The sequence below is a fragment of the Lutibaculum baratangense AMV1 genome (assembly GCF_000496075.1).
Taxonomy (GTDB): domain Bacteria; phylum Pseudomonadota; class Alphaproteobacteria; order Rhizobiales; family Tepidamorphaceae; genus Lutibaculum; species Lutibaculum baratangense.
The window spans coordinates 141,468-157,940 of sequence record NZ_AWXZ01000039.1; the positions used below are offsets into that span (position 1 = coordinate 141,468).

Genomic DNA, 16,473 nt, shown 5'->3' on the forward strand with positions numbered 1-16,473 from the left:
CCATGTCCGATACGAACGATTTTAACAGACCGAACGGCGGCGAGGCGGCCGCGGGCGCGCAGAACGGGCCGAAGATCCCCTCCGACGCGCTGATCGTGCTGCCGGTGCGCAACATGGTGCTCTTCCCCGGCATCGTCGCGCCGCTCACGATCGGCCGGCCGGCCTCGGTCGCGGCTGTCCAGCAGGCGGTGCGCGAGGAGCGGCCGATCGCCGTCGTGCTCCAGCGCGACCCGGAGGTGAACGAGCCGAAGCCCGCTGACCTCCACAGGGTGGCGACGCTAGCCAACATCGTGCGCTACATCACCGCGCCCGACGGCACGCATCACGTCGTCTGCCAGGGCGTCAGCCGCGTGCGTCTTCTCGACTTCCTGCCGGGCGCGCCGTTCCCGGCCGCCTTCTTCCGGCAGATCGACGAACCAGATGCGACGCCGCCTGAGGTCGAGGCGCGGTTCCTGAACCTGCAGCGCCAGGCGGTCGAGGCGCTGGAGCTCCTGCCGCAGGCGCCGCAGGAGCTCGTCCAGGCGGTGCAGAACGTCGATTCCGCCTCCGCCCTCGCGGATCTCTCGGCGGCCTACATGGACCTGAAGCCCGAGGAGAAGCAGGAGATCCTCGAGACGGTCGACCTGCCGGCTCGGATGGACAAGGTCTCGCGCCTGCTTTCGGGGCGGATCGAGGTGCTGCGCCTGTCGCAGGAGATCGGCCGCCAGACGAAGCAGGCCTTCGACGAGCGCCAGCGCGAGGCGGTGCTGCGCGAGCAGATGGCCGCCATCCAGCGCCAGCTCGGCGAAGGCGACGGCAAGGGCGAGGAGGTGGCCGAGCTCCAGGCGAAGATCGACGAAGCCGGCATGCCGAAGGAGGTCGAGGAACAGGCGAGGAAGGAGCTCCGCCGCTACGAGCGCATGCCGGAGGCTGCCGGCGAGGCGGGCATGATCCGCACCTATCTCGACTGGTTGATCGAGCTGCCGTGGAAGGAGCCCGAGCCGAAGACGATCGACATCCAGGAGGCGCGCCGGATCCTCGACGAGGACCATTTCGGCCTCGAGAAGATCAAGAAGCGGATCGTCGAATTCCTCGCCGTGCGCAAGCTCGCCCCGAGCGGCAAGGCGCCGATCCTGTGCTTCGTCGGCCCGCCCGGCGTCGGCAAGACCTCGCTCGGCCAGTCGATCGCCCGCGCGATGGGCCGCGAGTTCGTGCGCGTCTCCCTCGGCGGCGTGCATGACGAGGCGGAGATCCGCGGCCACCGGCGCACCTATGTCGGCGCGCTGCCGGGCAACATCATCCAGGGCATCCGGAAGGCAAAGTCGCGCGACTGCGTGATGATGCTCGACGAGATCGACAAGATGGGCCGCGGCATCCAGGGCGACCCGTCGGCGGCGATGCTCGAGGTGCTCGACCCCGAGCAGAACTCCACGTTCCGGGACAACTATCTGGGCGTGCCCTACGACCTGTCGCGCGTCGTGTTCATCGCCACGGCGAACATGCTCGACACCATTCCCGGCCCGCTTCTCGACCGGATGGAGATCATCTCGCTCGCCGGCTACACGGAGGCCGAGAAGCTCGAGATCGCGAAGCGCTACCTCGTGCGCCGGCAGCTCGAGGCGAACGGGCTGAAGGCGGAGCAGGCGGAGATCGAGGACGAGGCGCTGCGCCGGATCATCCGCGGCTATACCCGCGAGGCCGGCGTCCGCAATGCCGAGCGCGAGATCGGCCGGGCGCTCCGCCACGCGGCGGTCCGGATTGCGGAAGGGGAGACCGGCCATGTGCGAATCTCGTCCGCCGACCTCGAGGCGATCCTCGGGCCGGTGCGCTTCGAGAACGAGGTCGCCATGCGCACGAGCGTGCCGGGCGTGGCGACGGGCCTCGCCTGGACGCCCGTCGGCGGCGACATCCTGTTCATCGAGGCGACCAGGGCGCCGGGCAAGGGCTCGCTCATCCTGACGGGACAGCTCGGCGACGTGATGCGCGAGAGCGCGCAGGCCGCGATGACGCTCGTGAAGAGCAGGGCCGACGACCTCGGCGTCGATCCCGCGGTCTTCGAGAAGAGCGACATCCACGTCCACGTGCCGGCCGGCGCGACGCCGAAGGACGGCCCGAGCGCCGGCGTGGCGATGTTCACCGCGCTCGTCTCGCTGCTGACGAACCGCACGGTGAGGAGCGACACGGCGATGACGGGCGAGATCTCGCTCCGGGGCCTCGTCCTGCCGGTCGGCGGCATCAAGGAGAAGGTGGTGGCCGCCGCCGCCGCCGGTCTCACGCGCGTCATGCTGCCGGCGCGCAACAGGCGCGACTTCGAGGAGATCCCCGAGGACGCCCGCAACCGCCTCGAGTTCGTCTGGCTCGAGCGGGTCGACCAGGCGATCGAGGCGGCGCTCGAGGAACCTCGCAAGGCGGCCGCGGAGTGACAGAAGGCGCGGCCGGGGCGGGAAGCCCGCTCCGGCCCTTTCGCCCCACCGTCCGCGCTGCCTCCGTAGGGGCAGGGCGGAGAGGCGGCCCGCGACCTTGCGATCGGCACTTGCGTGGCCCTTCGGGGGGCGATATATCGACACCGCTTCCGGACGGGCGCCCGTGCCCGCCGGTCGCTGCACAGCGGCGACGTGACGGTACGTTGACAACGCCGCCCGGGTGTGGTGCTAAGCAGCTTCGCTGGCCGACGACGGCAAGGCGGAATTCAGGGCGTATAGCTCAGCGGGAGAGCGCCTCGTTGACATCGAGGAGGTCCGTGGTTCAATCCCACGTACGCCCACCATTCTTCCCCCCGCGATCCACATCTTTTCCACAGGCGAGCTCCGCCGCCGGTGACCGTGCGCCGGCCGGCGTCGCATGTCCCGGCCGAGCCGGACGCGGCGACATGTGCCGCCGCGCCCCGATCTCTCACGCCTGGTAGGTGATGCGCCCGTCGCAGATCGTCGTCACCGGCCGAATCTCGTGCAGGGTCTCGACCGGCGCCTGCTCCACGTCGCCCGAGAGCACGACGAGGTCGGCGAGGTAGCCCGGCGCGAGCTTGCCCTTGCGGTCCTCCATGAACTCCACCCAGGCGCTCTCGCGCGTGTAGGAGGCGAGCGCCTCGTGCAGGGTCGGCCGGTGGTCGGGCAGGCCTTCCTTCCACGGCTTGCGGTTCAGCGCCTCGCGGATCGCGTGCATCGGATCGATCGGCGAGACCGGCCAGTCGGTCGCGAACACCATGCGTGCGCCGCCGTCCTTCAACGTCTTCCAGGCGTAGGCATAGGGCCATTTCGCCTCGCCGATGCGCGACACCGTCGGCTGCAGCGGCAGTCCGGCGGAGCCGGGCGGGTGCACCGGCTGCACGGACGCCACGACGCCGAGCGAGCCTAACCGGCTCACGTCGTCCGGATGCACGACCTCGATATGCTCGATGCGGTGGCGCGAATCCCGGTTGCCATTCGCCTCCCGGACCGCTTCGTAGCCGTCGAGCACCATGCGGACCGCGCCGTCGCCGATCGCGTGCACGGCGATCTGCAGGCCGCGGCGGTCGGCCTCCGTCGCCAGCCGGTCGAAATGCTCCTGCTGGAACAGCGGCTCGCCCTTCCAGCCCGGTCGATCCGCGTAATCGTCGAGCATCACGGCCGTCCAGGAATCGAGGACGCCGTCCATGAAGACCTTCACGAAGTCCGACCGCAGCATGTCGTCGGCGAAGCGCTCCCGCCACGCCACCGCCTTCTCCAGGTCCTCGAGCGGCGTGAAGTTCTTCATGTGCAGCGGCACGCGCACGCGGGCCTTCAGTTCGCCCTGGCGATGCAACTCCTCGAGCAGCTCGAGGAGATAGAGGTTGCCGTCCATGTTCTGGATCGAGGTGATCCCGTGCCGTGCGCAATAGGCGAGGCCGTCTCTGAGGACCTGCAGGTCGCGCTCGCGCTCGGCAGGCGAGGGCGCGGGATCGGGCTCGCCGCCCGTGTCGAGGCCCAGCCGTTCGCGTCCGCCGGTCTCGCTCAGCCGGGCGACGGGCATGATCGCCGGCGGCTCGCGCAGCTCGCCCGCGGCGAGGCCGTCCTCGCCCATGACGATCTCGCTGCCGACGCCGACGTCGCGGCCCTTCAGGATGCCGCCAGCCTCCAGGGCCGCGGTGTTCGCCCAGGCGGTGTGATGGTCGGGCGCGTACATGATGAAAGGCCGGTCCGGGAGGATGCGGTCGAGATGGTGCCGCGTCACCGGCTCGCTGTCGGACAGGATCGTGTAGTCGGCCGACTGGCCGATCAGCAGGCGCTCGTCGGGATGCGCCGTCGCATAGTCCGTCACCGCCCGGCTCAGCGCCTCGAAGCCGTGCACCCCGTGGAGGTGGAGGTGGGGAAGCTCCGCCGCGCCGGTGAAGAGGTGCATATGCGCCTCGTTGAACCCCGGCAGCACGGTCTGGCCGCCGGCGTCGAGGCGGCGCGTGTCCGGCCCGGCCAGCGCGGCGATCTCCTCGTCCGAGCCAACGGCGACGATGCGGTTGCCGGAGATCGCGACAGCCTCCGCCCTCGGCGTCTCGTCGTCCATCGTGATGACGCGCGCATTGGTGACGACGAGATCGGCTGGGGTGGTCATCCGGTTGCTCCTCGGAGGATTGCGGAAGATCCTTTCTCCTCCGCGAGGCGGCTGCCGGTCAATCGCTCCCGGTGCGGCCGCGCCGGCCGAGAAGGCCGCCTACGCCGAGGGCGAGCCAGCCGACGATCATCGTCGAGCCGCCATAGGGGGCGGTGCCCCAGAGGAGCTTCGTCCCGGCCAGCGCGCGCATGGCGAGGTCGCCGGAGAAGAGCGCCGCACCGAGGAGCATCGCGGCCGCCGCGACCGTCATGAGGCCCCGCGCGGCGCCGGTCCCCCGCGCCGCCAGGGCGAGGGTCGCGACGGCGCCGGCGGCGTGGAGGATCAGGAACTGGGCCCCGAGCGCCAGCACCTCCCCACCGGCCGCATGGGTCGCGATCGCCGCGAGGGCGACGCCGGCTGCACCCTCTATTCCGGCGAGAAAGGTCAGCAGTCGCGAGAGGAGGGGCATCGGACGGCTCCCGTTGAGGCACTTTCCGACGTGATATCGCGCCGCCGCCGTCTTGCCCAACGGGCGCTCACTCGGCCGGCTGCGGCCGAGCGTCGCTCTTTCCGCCGGTCACTCCGCCGCTTTCGCCGAGCGCCGCGTTGAGCCGCTTCTCGATCGCACCGCGCGGCTTGGAGTAGCCGGCCAGGAGGTCGTAGAGCACCGGCGTCAGGAAGAGCGTGAGGAAGGAGGCGAGGGCGAAGCCGCCGATGATGACGAGGCCGATCGTCGTGCGCGCCTCCGCCCCGGCGCCGGTCGAGATGGCGAGGGGCAGGGCGCCGAGCAGCGTCGAGATCACCGTCATCATGATGGGCCTGAGCCGCAGCACCGACCCCTCCAGAATCGCCTCGCGGACCGTCATGCCCTCGTCGCGCAGCTGGTTCGCGAACTCGACGATGAGGATGCCGTTCTTCGCCACGAGCCCGACGAGCAGAACGAGCCCCACCTGGCTGTAGATGTTGAGGGAGATTCCGGTCAGCAGGAGCGTCAGGAACGCGCCCGATACCGCGAGCGGCACGGAGAGCAGGATCACGACCGGGTGGATGAAGCTCTCGAACTGGGCGGCCAGGACGAGATAGACGATCAGCAACGCCAGCGCGAAGACGATCTCCACGCCTTGCGAGGTCTCGAGGAACTCCTTCGCCTGACCGCTGAAGCTGATCGTCGCCCCGCCCGGCAATTCCGCGTCGGCGATCTGCCGCACGATGTCGATCGCCTGGCCGAGGTCGGTGCCCTCGGCGAGACCTGCCTGGATCTCGACGGACGGCAGGCGGTTGTGCCGGTTCAGGGCGGCGGCGGACGCGCGTTCCTGAAGCTCGATCAGGCCACTGAGCGGCACGAGCTCGCCGGAGTCCGGCGCGCGGACGAAGACGCTCGCAAGGTCGGCCGGCGTGCTGCGATGTTCCTCCCGCGCCTGCAGCATCACGGGATACTGGCGTCCGCGGTCGGTGTACTCCGTCACCTCCGCCGAGGCGAAGAGCGTCTGCAGCGCCTCGGAGATCGTGCGCACGTCGATTCCGAGGTCGCGTGCCCGATCCCGGTCGACCGTGACGTTGAAGCCCGGCTGGTTCTCCTGGAAGTCGCGCTCGACATCCGTCAGGCGCTCGTCGGCGCGCATCCGCTCCTCGAGGGTGGCGCTCCAGGCCTCGACCTCGTCGAAGTTCGGGCCGCCCACGACGACGCGGAGCGGATTGCTGGCGCCGCGCAGGCCGAGACCAGCGGGTGCGATGGGGAAGGCGCGCGCGTCCGTGATCGCGCCGAGCTTCGGCCGCAGCTCCGAGATGATGTCCTGCACGTTCCGCTCGCGCTCCGCCCAGGGCGGCAGGCGAACCACGACGAAGGCACGGCGGAGCTCGCCCCACCGGCCGACGATCGAGATCAGGGCCGTCGCGGTGCCGTCGTCGAGATAGGGTCTGAGCACCTCCTCCACCTGGCGCGTCGCCCGGTCGGTGTAGGCGAGATTGGAGCCCTGGGGCGCCGTGATCGACACGAAGAAGACGCCGCGATCCTCCTGCGGCGTCAGCTCCTTCGGCAGGCGCTGGTACAGCTCTACGGAGGTTGCGCCGATCACGGCGGCGATCGCGATTACGAGATAGGGAGCCGCGAGGGCGCCGCGGAGGAGACGCCGGTAGATCGCGTTCGTGAGCGCCGTCACGCGGTCGACCAGACGCTCGAGCAGCCCTCGCTCGGGCGTGTCGCGCAGGAGCGCGGCGCAGAGGACGGGTGTCAGCGAGAGGGCGACGAAGGTCGAAACGGCGACCGCTATGGCGAGGATGAGGCCGAACTCGGAGAACAGCCGCCCGACCTGGCCCTGGAGGAATGAGATCGGGACGAAGACCGCGATCAGCGTCGCGGAGGTGGCCAGGATCGCGAAGGTCACCTGCCGCGATCCCAGCGCGCTCGCGACGAGCCGGTCCTCGCCCTCTTCGATCCGCCGCTGGATGTTCTCGAGGACCACGATCGCGTCGTCGACGACGAGGCCGATCGCCAGGATCAGCGCGAACAGCGTGAGGATGTTGATCGAGAAGCCGAAGAGCGCGATCCCGGCGCAGGCGCCGATCAGGGCGATGGGGATCGTCACGGCCGGCACGATCGTCGCCCGGAAGGAGGCGAGGAAGGCGAAGATCACCGCGACGACGAGGACGACGGCTATGCCGAGGGTCTTCAGGACCTCGGCGATCGAGTTCCTGATATAGACGGCGTCGTCGTTCGACACTTCGAGCGACATGCCCTCCGGCAGGTTCGCCCGAACCGCCTCGATCTCGGTGCGGACGGCGTTGGAGATGTCGACCGTGTTCGACTGCGACTGCGGCAGGATGCCGAGGCCGAGGGCCGTCCGGAAGTTGCCGCGGAAGGTCGAATCGTCGTTCTCGACGCCGCGCTCGATCTCGGCGACATCGCCGAGCAGGACCGGATAGCCGTCGATCGTCTTGACGGTCAGCCGGCTGAACTCCTCCGGGGTCGAGAGCCGCGTGGCGGTCCGGACCTGGAACTGTCGCCCCGCCGTTTCGATCCGGCCGGCCGGAAGCTCGACATTGTTGTCACGCAAGGCCGCGGAAATATCCCCGACGGTCACGTCGCGCGCCGCCATCGCCTCGCGGTCGAGCCACAGCCGCATGGCGAAGGCGCGCTCGCCGTACAGGTTGACGTCGGCCACCCCGTCCACGGTCGCCAGACGATCGACGAGGTACCGGCTCGCATAGTCGCTCAGCTCGGGCGGCGTCATCCGGTCGCTCGTCAGCGTGAGCCACACGACCGGGCTCGACTGGTCGTTGTTCTTGCGGACGCGCGGCTGGTCGGCGCTGTCGGGGAGCTGGTTGACGACGCGCGAAACCGCGGCACGCACGTCGTTCGCCGCCTGGTCGATGTCGCGTCCGGCGGAGAACTCGATGACGGTACGGTTCGAGCCGCGCTCGCTCTCGGACGATATCGTCTCGACGCCCGCAATACCGGCGATTGCGCCCTCGATGACGGTCGTGATCTGGGCGTCGACGACCTCCGGAGCGGCGCCGGAGTAGCCGACGCTGACGGTGATCTGGGCCGATTCGGTCTCCGGCAGCTCCCGGACCGGGACCGTCAGGAGAGCGGACAGGCCGCCGACGATGATGAGAAGGCTCACGACGGTGGCGAAAACCGGCCGGCGCAGGCTGAGCTCCGAAAGAGTCATCCCGACCTCGCGGCCGTTTCTCCGGCACCGTCGCTGGCTTCCTTCAGCCGGATCTGCGCCCCGTCCTGCAGTCCCTGCATGCCGCTCGTCACGATCGAAGCCTCGGCCTGAAGACCTTCCAGGACCTCGACGTGCCCGTCGCGCCAGATCCCCGTGCGGATGCGCCGCTTCTCCGCCTGATTGCCCGCGACGGTGAAGACGTAGTTGGAATCGCCCTCGCTGATCACCGCCTCCTCCGGAACCGTGATCGCCTGGCGCTCCTCGAGCACGAGCTGGATCGACATGAACATTCCGGTGCGCAGGGAGCCGTCCTCGTTGGGGATCGTCGCGCGGACGCGGAAGGCGCGAGACCGCGGCGAGATGCGCGCATCGACTTCGCTCACCTGGCCTTCGAAGCTCCGTGAGCCGTAGGCACGGCTCGTCACGACGACCGGCATGCCTCGCCTCACACGCGGAAAGAACAGCTCCGGCACCGAGAAGGTGACCTCCACCTCCGACAGGTCGTCGAGCGAGGTGATGGTGGTGCCGGTGTCGACCCGCTGGCCCGTCGTCACCTCGACGAGGCCGGTCGTGCCGGCAAACGGGGCCACGACGCGCCGGTCCTCGATTTCGTTCTCGGCCCGATCGACCGCGGCCTCGGCGCGCAGCATCGTCGCCCGGGCCTCCTCGAGCCGTGCCTCCGGAGCGTAGTTCCCCTGCTGGAGTGCCTGCGCCCGCTCGAAGGCCTGCTGCGCTTCGGCAAGTGTGGCTTGCGCTTCCTTGAGCTGCGCCTGTTGCGCCCGGTCGTCGAGCTGAACCAGAAGCTCGCCCGCCTCGACCTCCTGCCCGGCCCTGAAGGCTATCTCGACGACGCGGCCCGCCGCCATCGGCACGATCTCGACGGCCTGCACCCCTTCGACGGTTCCCACCGCCTCGGCCGTTTCACGGACGACGGAGCTGCCCGGCCGTGTGGTCGCCACGAGGGTCGTGCGGCCGACGGGGCCGCCACTGCCCCGCGCATCGGCCTTCTCGGGCGCGAGGTGATCGAGAACCGCGCCGCTCCCGAACAGCCCCGCGGCCGCTCCGGCGGCAACGCACACGAGAATGACCAGGAGTCGGAGGATACCCGGACGTCGTTCCTGTTCCTTTGGCAGATCCTGCCGGCTGGTCATTCGAACTCCGTTGGGGGTGCGTTTGGTGGATTGGATGGCGCGCCCGGCCCTATTCGTGAGCCTAGTATAGACCGGAACGGGGGCACGCGCAGGCCGGACCAGGCAGTGACGGGATTGTGAAGTGAGCGAGGGTGGACCCTCCGATGTGTCGGGGCGCCGGCCAAGCTCTTGGGCATCGAGCGTCTGCCTGCCGAAGGATCCGTCCTCGGCTGCGCCAGATCCTGGAAAGTCAAAATTTACGCTGTCGGAGTGTCCGGACGTTTCTTCAGCATGCGGAAACCCGCGGGAGCCGCATTAGAGGGTGATCGAGGTGTCGGTCCTGCAGGCAGGGGAGGTCCACATGCGCGCGGCAAAATTGGCGAGAATCGCGTTTGCGGCGGCCGTCATTTTCATTTCTCTCGGCGATGTTTCGCAAGTGGAGGCGAACGCCGCGACTGTCCGGATCGAGAATCCGCGCCAGAACGAAACCCTGGTGCTCGGCGTCCATGAGCTCAAATCCCTCGGTTGGGAAAGCCTGACCACCGCGACACCGTGGGACCAGAAGGTCGTCTCCTTCGGGGGAGTGCCGCTGGCGAAGGTGCTGCGCTATGCCGGCGTCAGGTCGGACATCGTCCAGGCCATCGCGCTGAACGACTACCGGGCAGATCTCGACGTCTCGAAGGCCGAGAGCTGGGATGCCTTCCTTGCGTGCGAGATCGACGGCATGCCGATCTCCGTGCGCGAGAAGGGGCCCTGCTGGATCGTGTTCCCGTGGTCACGCCGCCCCGAGCTCGTGAACGGCGATGTCATGGCCGTGTCTGTTTGGCAGCTTCACGTCCTTCGGGCGCAGTAGCGGGCGCCGGCGCGGTCGAATGAATATCAGGCCCCTCGTCTACACGGTCCTGCTGAGCCTGCTCGTCCTGCTCGGCACCGTCGTCATGCGCAATGCCTCGCTCGAAGACACCACCCGTGCCGAGGCGGAGCGCTACGAGGCGGCGACGGCCTGGCCCGTGCTGCAGGCGCGGGTCGAGGTCTCTCGCTTCCGCGAGGCCTTCGCGAGGCACGTTGTCGGCGATCCCTGCCGTGCCTTGGGCCGACGTCCAGATGCGCTTCGACATTCTCTGGAGCCGCGTCCCGCTGCTCGACACCGAACTCATGCTGCCGATCGACATCGGGGGCACGACGGTCGGCACGGTGCGCGGACGGGCCGAGGAGGTTCTGAGCCGCATCGACGACTGGCTGCAGCCCCTTCCCGACGCCTGGGGCAGGATGGACCTTCTGGCCGAGGTCGACGCCGAACTCGAGCCGCTCGAGACGGATCTTCAAACCCTGCTCGTCGGATTTCAGGTCGAGCGCCATCGCCTCTACGAGAAGACCCGCAGCGGCATCATGAGCCTGGGCCGGCAACACTCCATGACGGTCGGCGGCTTCTTCATCGTCACGTTGATGCTCCTGACGATGTCGCTGCTCGAGGCGCGAATCGCCCGGAAGGCCGAGCGGCGTTTCCGCCACTTCGCGACCAGTGCCTCCGACATATTGTGGGAAACCGATGCCGCTCTGGTGATGTCGTTCGTCTCCGAGGGCGGGCGGTGCGGCCGGCAATCCGGCGGCGACGGGAGCGGCACGGGCGCCCGCTTCTGCTTTCCGCGCTGGGATGCGCTGACCAGTGCCGAGACGCAGACGCGCGAGTGGGCGCAGCACCTCCGCGACCTGTCCTTGCAGAGGCCGTTCCGGGACTTTCGTCGTCGCGTGCGCACGGCGGACGGAGACGTGCTGACCTGGCACGTCTCCGCCGTGCCGGTCTTCGATCGCGCGGGGCGCTTCAGGGGATATCGCGGTGTTGCCACCGACATCACGGCGAAGCTCGAGCAGGAGGAGCGCATCCGCTTTCTTGCGGAGCACGACCCGATGACCGGGCTCGTGAACCGGGCGGCGTTCCAGTCCAGGCTCTGGGCGATGGTGGATTGTGCGCGGGAGCGGCGGGGGAGCTGTGTCCTCCTGGTCGCGGATCTCGACGGCTTCAAGGAGATCAACGATCACCATGGCCACGACACAGGTGATGCCGTCCTGTGCATTGTCGGTGCCAGGCTGCGGGAAGCGGCCCCCGCCGGAGCAGTCGCGGCCCGGGTGGGAGGTGACGAATTCGCCTTGGCCTTTCCCATCGACGGAAGGGACGGCGCGGAGGTGGATGCCCTCGCCCGGGTCATCATGGCCTGCGTGGGCCGGCCGGCCTTCGTGAATGGCAGGGAGCTGTCGATCAGCGGCTGCGGCGGCGTCTCGATCTACCCTCGCGACGGGCAGGCCATCGACAAGCTCCTGAAGGCGGCCGACCTCGCCCTCTACTGCGCCAAGCGCGACGGACCGGGCTCGCTGCGCCTCTTCGATCGGACGCTCCTGGAGGAGGCCGAAAGGCGGTGGCAGATCGAGCGCGCGCTGCGGCTGGCGGTCGCAACGTCACGGATCGAAGTGCATTACCAGCCCATCGTCCGGCTGGCCGACCGGCGGGTGCTCGCGCTCGAGGCTCTCGCCCGGTGGACCGATCCGCAACTCGGTCCGATATCGCCGGCGATCTTCATACCGATTGCCGAGGAATCGAGCCTCATCAACCAGATCGGGAAGGCCGTCCTCATGCAGGCATGTTGCGATGCAGCCGCGTGGGATGGCGCGCTCGCGGGTGCCTGCGTTTCCGTCAACCTGTCGCCGGCGCAGTTCCGGAGCGAGATCGCCACCGTCGTCGAACAGGCGCTGGTGATCTCCGGCCTGGACCCCTCGCGCCTGATCCTGGAGATCACGGAAACCGTCCTGATGCAGGACAGCGGAACGACCCTGCAGACCCTGAATCAATTGTCGGAGAAGGGGGTGGGGCTCGCGATCGACGATTTCGGCGCGGGATACACGAGCCTCGCCTACCTCAAGAAGTTCCCGGTCCACAAGATCAAGCTCGACCGCAGCTTCGTGAGCGATCTCGAGGATAGCGAGGACAGCCGCCTCATCGTGGAGGCGATGATCAGGCTCGCCCACGTGCTCGGTCTGCAGACGGTGGCCGAGGGCGTGGAGACGGAGGCCCAGCTGGCCTTTCTCGAAAGGCTCGGCTGCGACGAGGTGCAGGGCTACCTACTCGGAAGGCCGGGGCCGCTGGATCGGATCCTCGCGGCCCGGCTGCGCGCCGCGGCGAACGACCTCGCGCGGTCGCCGGTCGCGCCGCCGGTGCGCGAGGTCGGGCTGGCGCAGACGTGAGCCTCAGAGGCCGGTGCGGCCGGCCGCGCGGTCGCGGCGCAGGCGGACGAGCGTGTCCGTCAGCTTCTCGGTCAGGATGCCGCCGGCGAGGCCCCAGGCGGCGTCCAGGAAGAGCGTGAGCGCCGCTGCGACGGCGATGGTCGGCCAACAGCGGGGCCTGGCGTCGAACAGACGCTTCGACGTGGCGAGGTCGGCGCCGGCGAAGGCGAGAAGCGCACCGAGGACAGCCATCGGCATCGCGGCGACAGCGGTCACGATCTGCGCCCCGAAGACGACGAGCAGGACGAGAATTCCGACGCCGAGCGCGACCGGGGCGAGGCCGCTGCGCGCACCGAAGCGCCACTGCGCCTGAAGGCCGCCCGCCCCGTGGCACATCGGAAGGGCACCGAAGGGCGCGAGGAGCAGGTTGAAGATCCCGGTGGTCAGCGACAGGTTGCGCTCGTTCGCGCGGTGGGCGCGGACGCCGAAGAGGTCGCGCGAGAGCGCGGCGGTCAGGATCACGGCGTTCGTCAGCGTGAGGGCGAGCTGCGGGAGCACGGCGAGCGTCATGGCGCTCCAGATCTCGGCCGGGGAGGGCAGCGGAGGCATGCCCCACACCTGGCTGGCGGTGGTCGTCGCTTCGCCCTGCGGGAACAGTATGCCCCAGGTGACCGCCCCGACGACCAGCACCGCGGCGGACGGCACCCGTGGCCAGCGCAGCGCCGCCATCAGGAATGCGACGCTCGCCGCCGCCAGCCACGGCATGCCGGCCATCAGCGTCAGCCCGATCGAGATCATGGCCAGGCCGAGGCCGAGCTGCAGGCCCGTCGTCACGGACTGCGGGACGAGCCGGGCGAGCCGGACCGCGAGCCCGCTCGCGCCGAGAACGAGCATCGTCCCGCCGATGGCCACTCCGGCGGTCAGCACCTCGGCAGGCGACAGGCCGCCGGTCATCACCACGGCGCCGACGGCCTTCATCGGCTGAACCGCGATCGGAATGCCGTAGAACAGGCCGGTCGCGATCAGGAACACGGCGAACCCGCCAAAGACCCCGACGGCGCTCAGCCCGCCGATCGTGGCGGCGCCGAGGGCGTAGGGAAGCAGCGTCCCGAGGTCGCCGAACGCGCCTCCGAGGTCGCCCGGCAGGCTGCGGCGCCTATGGCGTTCCGTCGCATCCGTTCTGCTGCGTCCAAAGGCCATTCGCGGTTCCGGTTGATCCAGGCAGCCTCCCTCCAGACAGCCTCGGCTGCGTGAGCTTCCCATAGATGGCGACGCCTGTATGCACCAGCATCCAGGCGCCCGCATTCATTATCATTATGGGGCCCGGAGTTATCATTATAGGGCCCGGAGCTCCCGGTGACGACCGCTGGAGCGGGGCGCGAGCCGGCTTCGAGCGGGTCAGGCGTGCTGGGGCCGCGACCGCTGAAGCACCTTCTCGAGTTCCCGCCGCATCAGGTGCGGCATCATCGGCTTGCTGAAGATCTTCGCGTCCGGGTGACCCTGGCGAAGCTCGGGCAGTTCTCCCTGCGCGGTGACGAAGAAGAACGGGACTCCCCGGGCGGCGAGCTCGGCGGCGACGGGGAGGGAGGTGCCGTCGCCGATGCGAAAATCGAGAATCGCGCAGTCGAAGTGACCGGCGCGGATGAGGTGGAGCGCCTTCCGGGCCGTGGCCGCCATCTCGACGTCACCGCCGGCGCGCTCGAACTCGTCAGCCATGTCGAGGGCGAGCAGAATCTCGTCTTCCACGAGAAGAATGTGCTGTCCCGCGAGACAATCGATCGGGAACTCTTCGAGCTGAACCATTGCCGCATCCTCCGCATCCGAAAAATGAACGGCAGTACGGAAAATTTGTTCAAAATGCCGCGCGACTCCCCGCCGGCGTGGTTACCCATCGGTAAACGACGGCTTGGCCCGCGACGCCGATGCCCAGCCGTTGACACAGAGCGGGGGCGCAGCTAGCTTCCGGCCTCTGAACAGGACGGGCCGGTGCCACGTGGTCGCCGGCCCTTTCGTTGCGAGGGATGTTCCCGGAGGAAGATCCCGCCGCCTTCGATCTCGGAAGACATGTCATGAAGATCAAGAACTCGCTCAAGTCGTTGATCAAGCGGCACCGTGGCAACCGTGTGGTGCGCCGCAAGGGCCGTATCTACGTGATCAACAAGCAGAACCGCCGCTTCAAGGCCCGCCAGGGCTGACGGCCACCCGCGGCTGCATCACGGTGCTTTGAGCCGGCCGGCTCGGGCCGCGCCGGCACCGGCGTTGACGGTCTCCCGTCGCTGTTCCATCTATATTCCAATGGATGTCAGCGGTGAGATGCCATGCTTCGTCGTGTCGTCGACAGACTGAAACGCGCCTCGCGCCTCGCCGCGGCTGCGATCGTCGCCGTCAGCGCCATTGGCGGCGTCGTCTTCGCCGCGCCGGCCGACAGCCGGGTTTCGCGGGATGACCTGCCCGAAGTCGAGCTTCTGCTCGATCGCCTGTCCGAGTCTGCCTCGCCCGAAGGCGCGGGCCGGATCGAGCGGCGGATCCTCGCGAACTGGTCGAGGTCGGGCAGCGACACGGTCGATCTCCTGATGAACCGGGCGGCCGAGGCCATGGCCGCCAAGGAGCACGATCGCGCCCTTCTGTACCTAGACCGCGTGGTGACGATTGCGCCGGGATATGCCGAGGGCTGGAACCGGCGCGCCACCCTCCACTACCTGCGTAATGACTATGCCAGGTCGCTGAACGACATCGGCCGCGTTCTGGCGCTTCAGCCGCGCCATTTCGGCGCCCTGAACGGGCTTGGGCTCGTCCTCGACGAGCTCGACCAGGACGGCCCCGCCCTCGAAGCCTTCCGGCGGGCGCTCGACGTGCATCCATACCTCGACGGCGCGGAGGAGCGGGTCAACCGCCTCTCGAAGAGCGTCGACGGCCTGCCGATCTGAGTACCGACACTTCGTGACCTCTTCCCACATTCTGCTCGTCGCGGCGGCGGTCGCCGCCGCTTTCGTCGTGCTTCTGGGCTGGAGCGCGCTGCGCGCGCGGGCCATCGCCAGACGCTATCCTCCGACCGGCCGGTTTCTGGACCTGCCCGACGGCACGTCGCTCCATTTCGAGGAGCGCGGGCCCGCCGACGGCCCGGCGGTGCTCTACCTGCACGGCGCCTCGGGCAGCCTGCTCGATCCCTTCACGGCCTTTCCGCCGGACGGGTTGTCGGCCTTCCGATTCGTCTCGGTCGACCGCCCCGGCGCGGGGTGGAGCAGCCGGCCGGCGGGCAAGGCCGTCGCGCATCCCGACGAGCAGGCGGACCGGGTCGTGAGGGTGCTGGACGAGCTCGGGATCGAGAAGGCCGCGATCATCGGGCACTCGCTCGGCGCGGCGACGGCACTGCAGATCGCCCTGCGCCATCCCTCCCGCACGAGAGCGCTCATGCTGCTCGGGCCCGCCAGCCATCCCTGGCCGGGGGGAATCCGCTGGTACTACAGGCTCGCGGCCACGCCTGTCCTGGGCCCGATCTTCGTCCGCACGATCGTCATACCCGTGGCCGAGCGTATCCTGCCCCGCGTCGTCGCGAACACGTTCCGGCCGGGCCGGCAGACGCCGGACTACGCCGAGCGGGCCGCCGTGCCTCTGACGCTCCGGCCCGCCGCCTTCCGTTCCACCTCGCAGGATCTCGCGGTCCTCAAGGATTTCGTGGAGAGGGCGAGGGGAGACTACCCTCGCATCGCGGTGCCGACGGTCATCGTCCAGGGCGACCGCGATCAGACGGTCGCCCCATGGCTGCACGCCGAAGCCCTGGCGCAGGAGATTCCGAACGCCCGCCTCGTCTGGCTGGAGGGGGTGGGGCACATGCCGCACCACGCGTGCCCGGATCTCGTCCTCCGGGAGCTTTGGGCGATCGCCGTGCCGCCGGCCGCCGATGCGGCGGCTCGGCGCGAGGCCGGGGCCTGATC

The 16,473-nt window shown here is 69.2% G+C and carries 12 protein-coding genes and 1 tRNA gene; 7 read left to right on the top strand and 6 right to left on the bottom strand.

Features of this window, described 5'->3' with window-relative positions; all coding sequences use genetic code 11:
* The first annotated feature begins 2 nt into the window (after positions 1-2).
* Together lon and N177_RS15250 are read left to right on the top strand one after the other, a co-directional pair.
* Positions 3-2,402, top strand: a complete 2,400-nt coding sequence (gene lon / locus N177_RS15245; protein WP_023433276.1) for an endopeptidase La — start codon at positions 3-5, stop codon at positions 2,400-2,402.
* 269 nt (positions 2,403-2,671) lie between these two features.
* A tRNA-Val gene (locus tag N177_RS15250) sits at positions 2,672-2,746 on the top strand.
* A 125-nt stretch (positions 2,747-2,871) separates the two neighbouring features.
* Here N177_RS15250 and N177_RS15255 read toward each other — a convergent pair.
* The 4 genes from N177_RS15255 to N177_RS15270 all read right to left on the bottom strand — a co-directional run bounded on the left by N177_RS15255 (position 2,872) and on the right by N177_RS15270 (position 9,343).
* Entirely contained in the window at positions 2,872-4,542 is a 1,671-nt protein-coding gene (locus N177_RS15255; protein ID WP_023433277.1) for an amidohydrolase, read from the bottom strand.
* A 58-nt stretch (positions 4,543-4,600) separates the two neighbouring features.
* The gene (locus tag N177_RS15260; RefSeq protein WP_023433278.1) at positions 4,601-4,990 is read right to left on the bottom strand and encodes a DUF423 domain-containing protein; all 390 of its coding nucleotides are present in this window, start codon (positions 4,988-4,990) and stop codon (positions 4,601-4,603) included.
* A 67-nt stretch (positions 4,991-5,057) separates the two neighbouring features.
* A complete protein-coding gene (locus N177_RS15265; protein ID WP_023433279.1) occupies positions 5,058-8,192 on the bottom strand; it encodes an efflux RND transporter permease subunit in 3,135 nt (1,044 codons plus the stop codon).
* Positions 8,189-9,343 carry an efflux RND transporter periplasmic adaptor subunit gene (locus N177_RS15270; RefSeq protein ID WP_023433280.1) on the bottom strand — a complete coding sequence of 385 codons (1,155 nt, stop codon included), beginning with the start codon at positions 9,341-9,343 and terminating at the stop codon, positions 8,189-8,191. Before N177_RS15270 ends, N177_RS15265 begins: the two co-directional genes overlap by 4 nt.
* Before the next feature lie 301 nt (positions 9,344-9,644).
* Between N177_RS15270 and N177_RS15275 the strand changes: the two genes are divergently transcribed.
* Together N177_RS15275 and N177_RS15280 are read left to right on the top strand one after the other, a co-directional pair.
* Positions 9,645-10,175: a putative pterin-binding protein gene (locus N177_RS15275; RefSeq protein WP_023433281.1), complete on the top strand. Its 531-nt coding sequence runs from the start codon at positions 9,645-9,647 to the stop codon at positions 10,173-10,175.
* Between the two features lie 230 nt (positions 10,176-10,405).
* A complete protein-coding gene (locus tag N177_RS15280) occupies positions 10,406-12,559 on the top strand; it encodes a putative bifunctional diguanylate cyclase/phosphodiesterase (protein ID WP_160170937.1) in 2,154 nt (717 codons plus the stop codon).
* A gap of 3 nt (positions 12,560-12,562) precedes the next feature.
* On the opposite strand, the gene N177_RS15285 is transcribed toward N177_RS15280, so the two are convergent.
* Together N177_RS15285 and N177_RS15290 are read right to left on the bottom strand one after the other, a co-directional pair.
* Positions 12,563-13,738 carry a putative sulfate/molybdate transporter gene (locus N177_RS15285; RefSeq protein WP_023433283.1) on the bottom strand — a complete coding sequence of 392 codons (1,176 nt, stop codon included), beginning with the start codon at positions 13,736-13,738 and terminating at the stop codon, positions 12,563-12,565.
* Between the two features lie 198 nt (positions 13,739-13,936).
* On the bottom strand, positions 13,937-14,341 hold the full coding sequence (locus N177_RS15290; RefSeq protein WP_023433284.1) for a response regulator: 405 nt from the start codon (positions 14,339-14,341) through the stop codon (positions 13,937-13,939).
* 266 nt (positions 14,342-14,607) lie between these two features.
* On the opposite strand from N177_RS15290, the gene ykgO reads away from it, so the two are divergent.
* From ykgO to N177_RS15305, 3 genes are all read left to right on the top strand, one after another.
* Positions 14,608-14,733 carry a type B 50S ribosomal protein L36 gene (ykgO, locus tag N177_RS15295; RefSeq protein WP_040486026.1) on the top strand — a complete coding sequence of 42 codons (126 nt, stop codon included), beginning with the start codon at positions 14,608-14,610 and terminating at the stop codon, positions 14,731-14,733.
* 123 nt (positions 14,734-14,856) lie between these two features.
* A complete protein-coding gene (locus N177_RS21455; protein ID WP_023433286.1) occupies positions 14,857-15,465 on the top strand; it encodes a tetratricopeptide repeat protein in 609 nt (202 codons plus the stop codon).
* Positions 15,466-15,478: 13 nt separating this feature from the next.
* Complete coding sequence (locus N177_RS15305) at positions 15,479-16,471, top strand: alpha/beta fold hydrolase (protein WP_023433287.1); 993 nt, start codon at positions 15,479-15,481, stop codon at positions 16,469-16,471.
* Positions 16,472-16,473: the final 2 nt, after the last annotated feature.

Excerpts from the sequence above, each read along its gene's own strand:
- lon (WP_023433276.1), top strand. The coding sequence starts at position 3 with ATGTCCGATACGAACGATTTTAACAGACCGAACGGCGGCGAGGCGGCC.
- N177_RS15255 (WP_023433277.1), bottom strand. The coding sequence starts at position 4,542 with ATGACCACCCCAGCCGATCTCGTCGTCACCAATGCGCGCGTCATCACG.
- N177_RS15260 (WP_023433278.1), bottom strand. The coding sequence starts at position 4,990 with ATGCCCCTCCTCTCGCGACTGCTGACCTTTCTCGCCGGAATAGAGGGT.
- N177_RS15265 (WP_023433279.1), bottom strand. The coding sequence starts at position 8,192 with ATGACTCTTTCGGAGCTCAGCCTGCGCCGGCCGGTTTTCGCCACCGTC.
- N177_RS15270 (WP_023433280.1), bottom strand. The coding sequence starts at position 9,343 with ATGACCAGCCGGCAGGATCTGCCAAAGGAACAGGAACGACGTCCGGGT.
- N177_RS15285 (WP_023433283.1), bottom strand. The coding sequence starts at position 13,738 with ATGGCCTTTGGACGCAGCAGAACGGATGCGACGGAACGCCATAGGCGC.
- N177_RS15290 (WP_023433284.1), bottom strand. The coding sequence starts at position 14,341 with ATGGTTCAGCTCGAAGAGTTCCCGATCGATTGTCTCGCGGGACAGCAC.
- ykgO (WP_040486026.1), top strand. The coding sequence starts at position 14,608 with ATGAAGATCAAGAACTCGCTCAAGTCGTTGATCAAGCGGCACCGTGGC.
- N177_RS21455 (WP_023433286.1), top strand. The coding sequence starts at position 14,857 with ATGCTTCGTCGTGTCGTCGACAGACTGAAACGCGCCTCGCGCCTCGCC.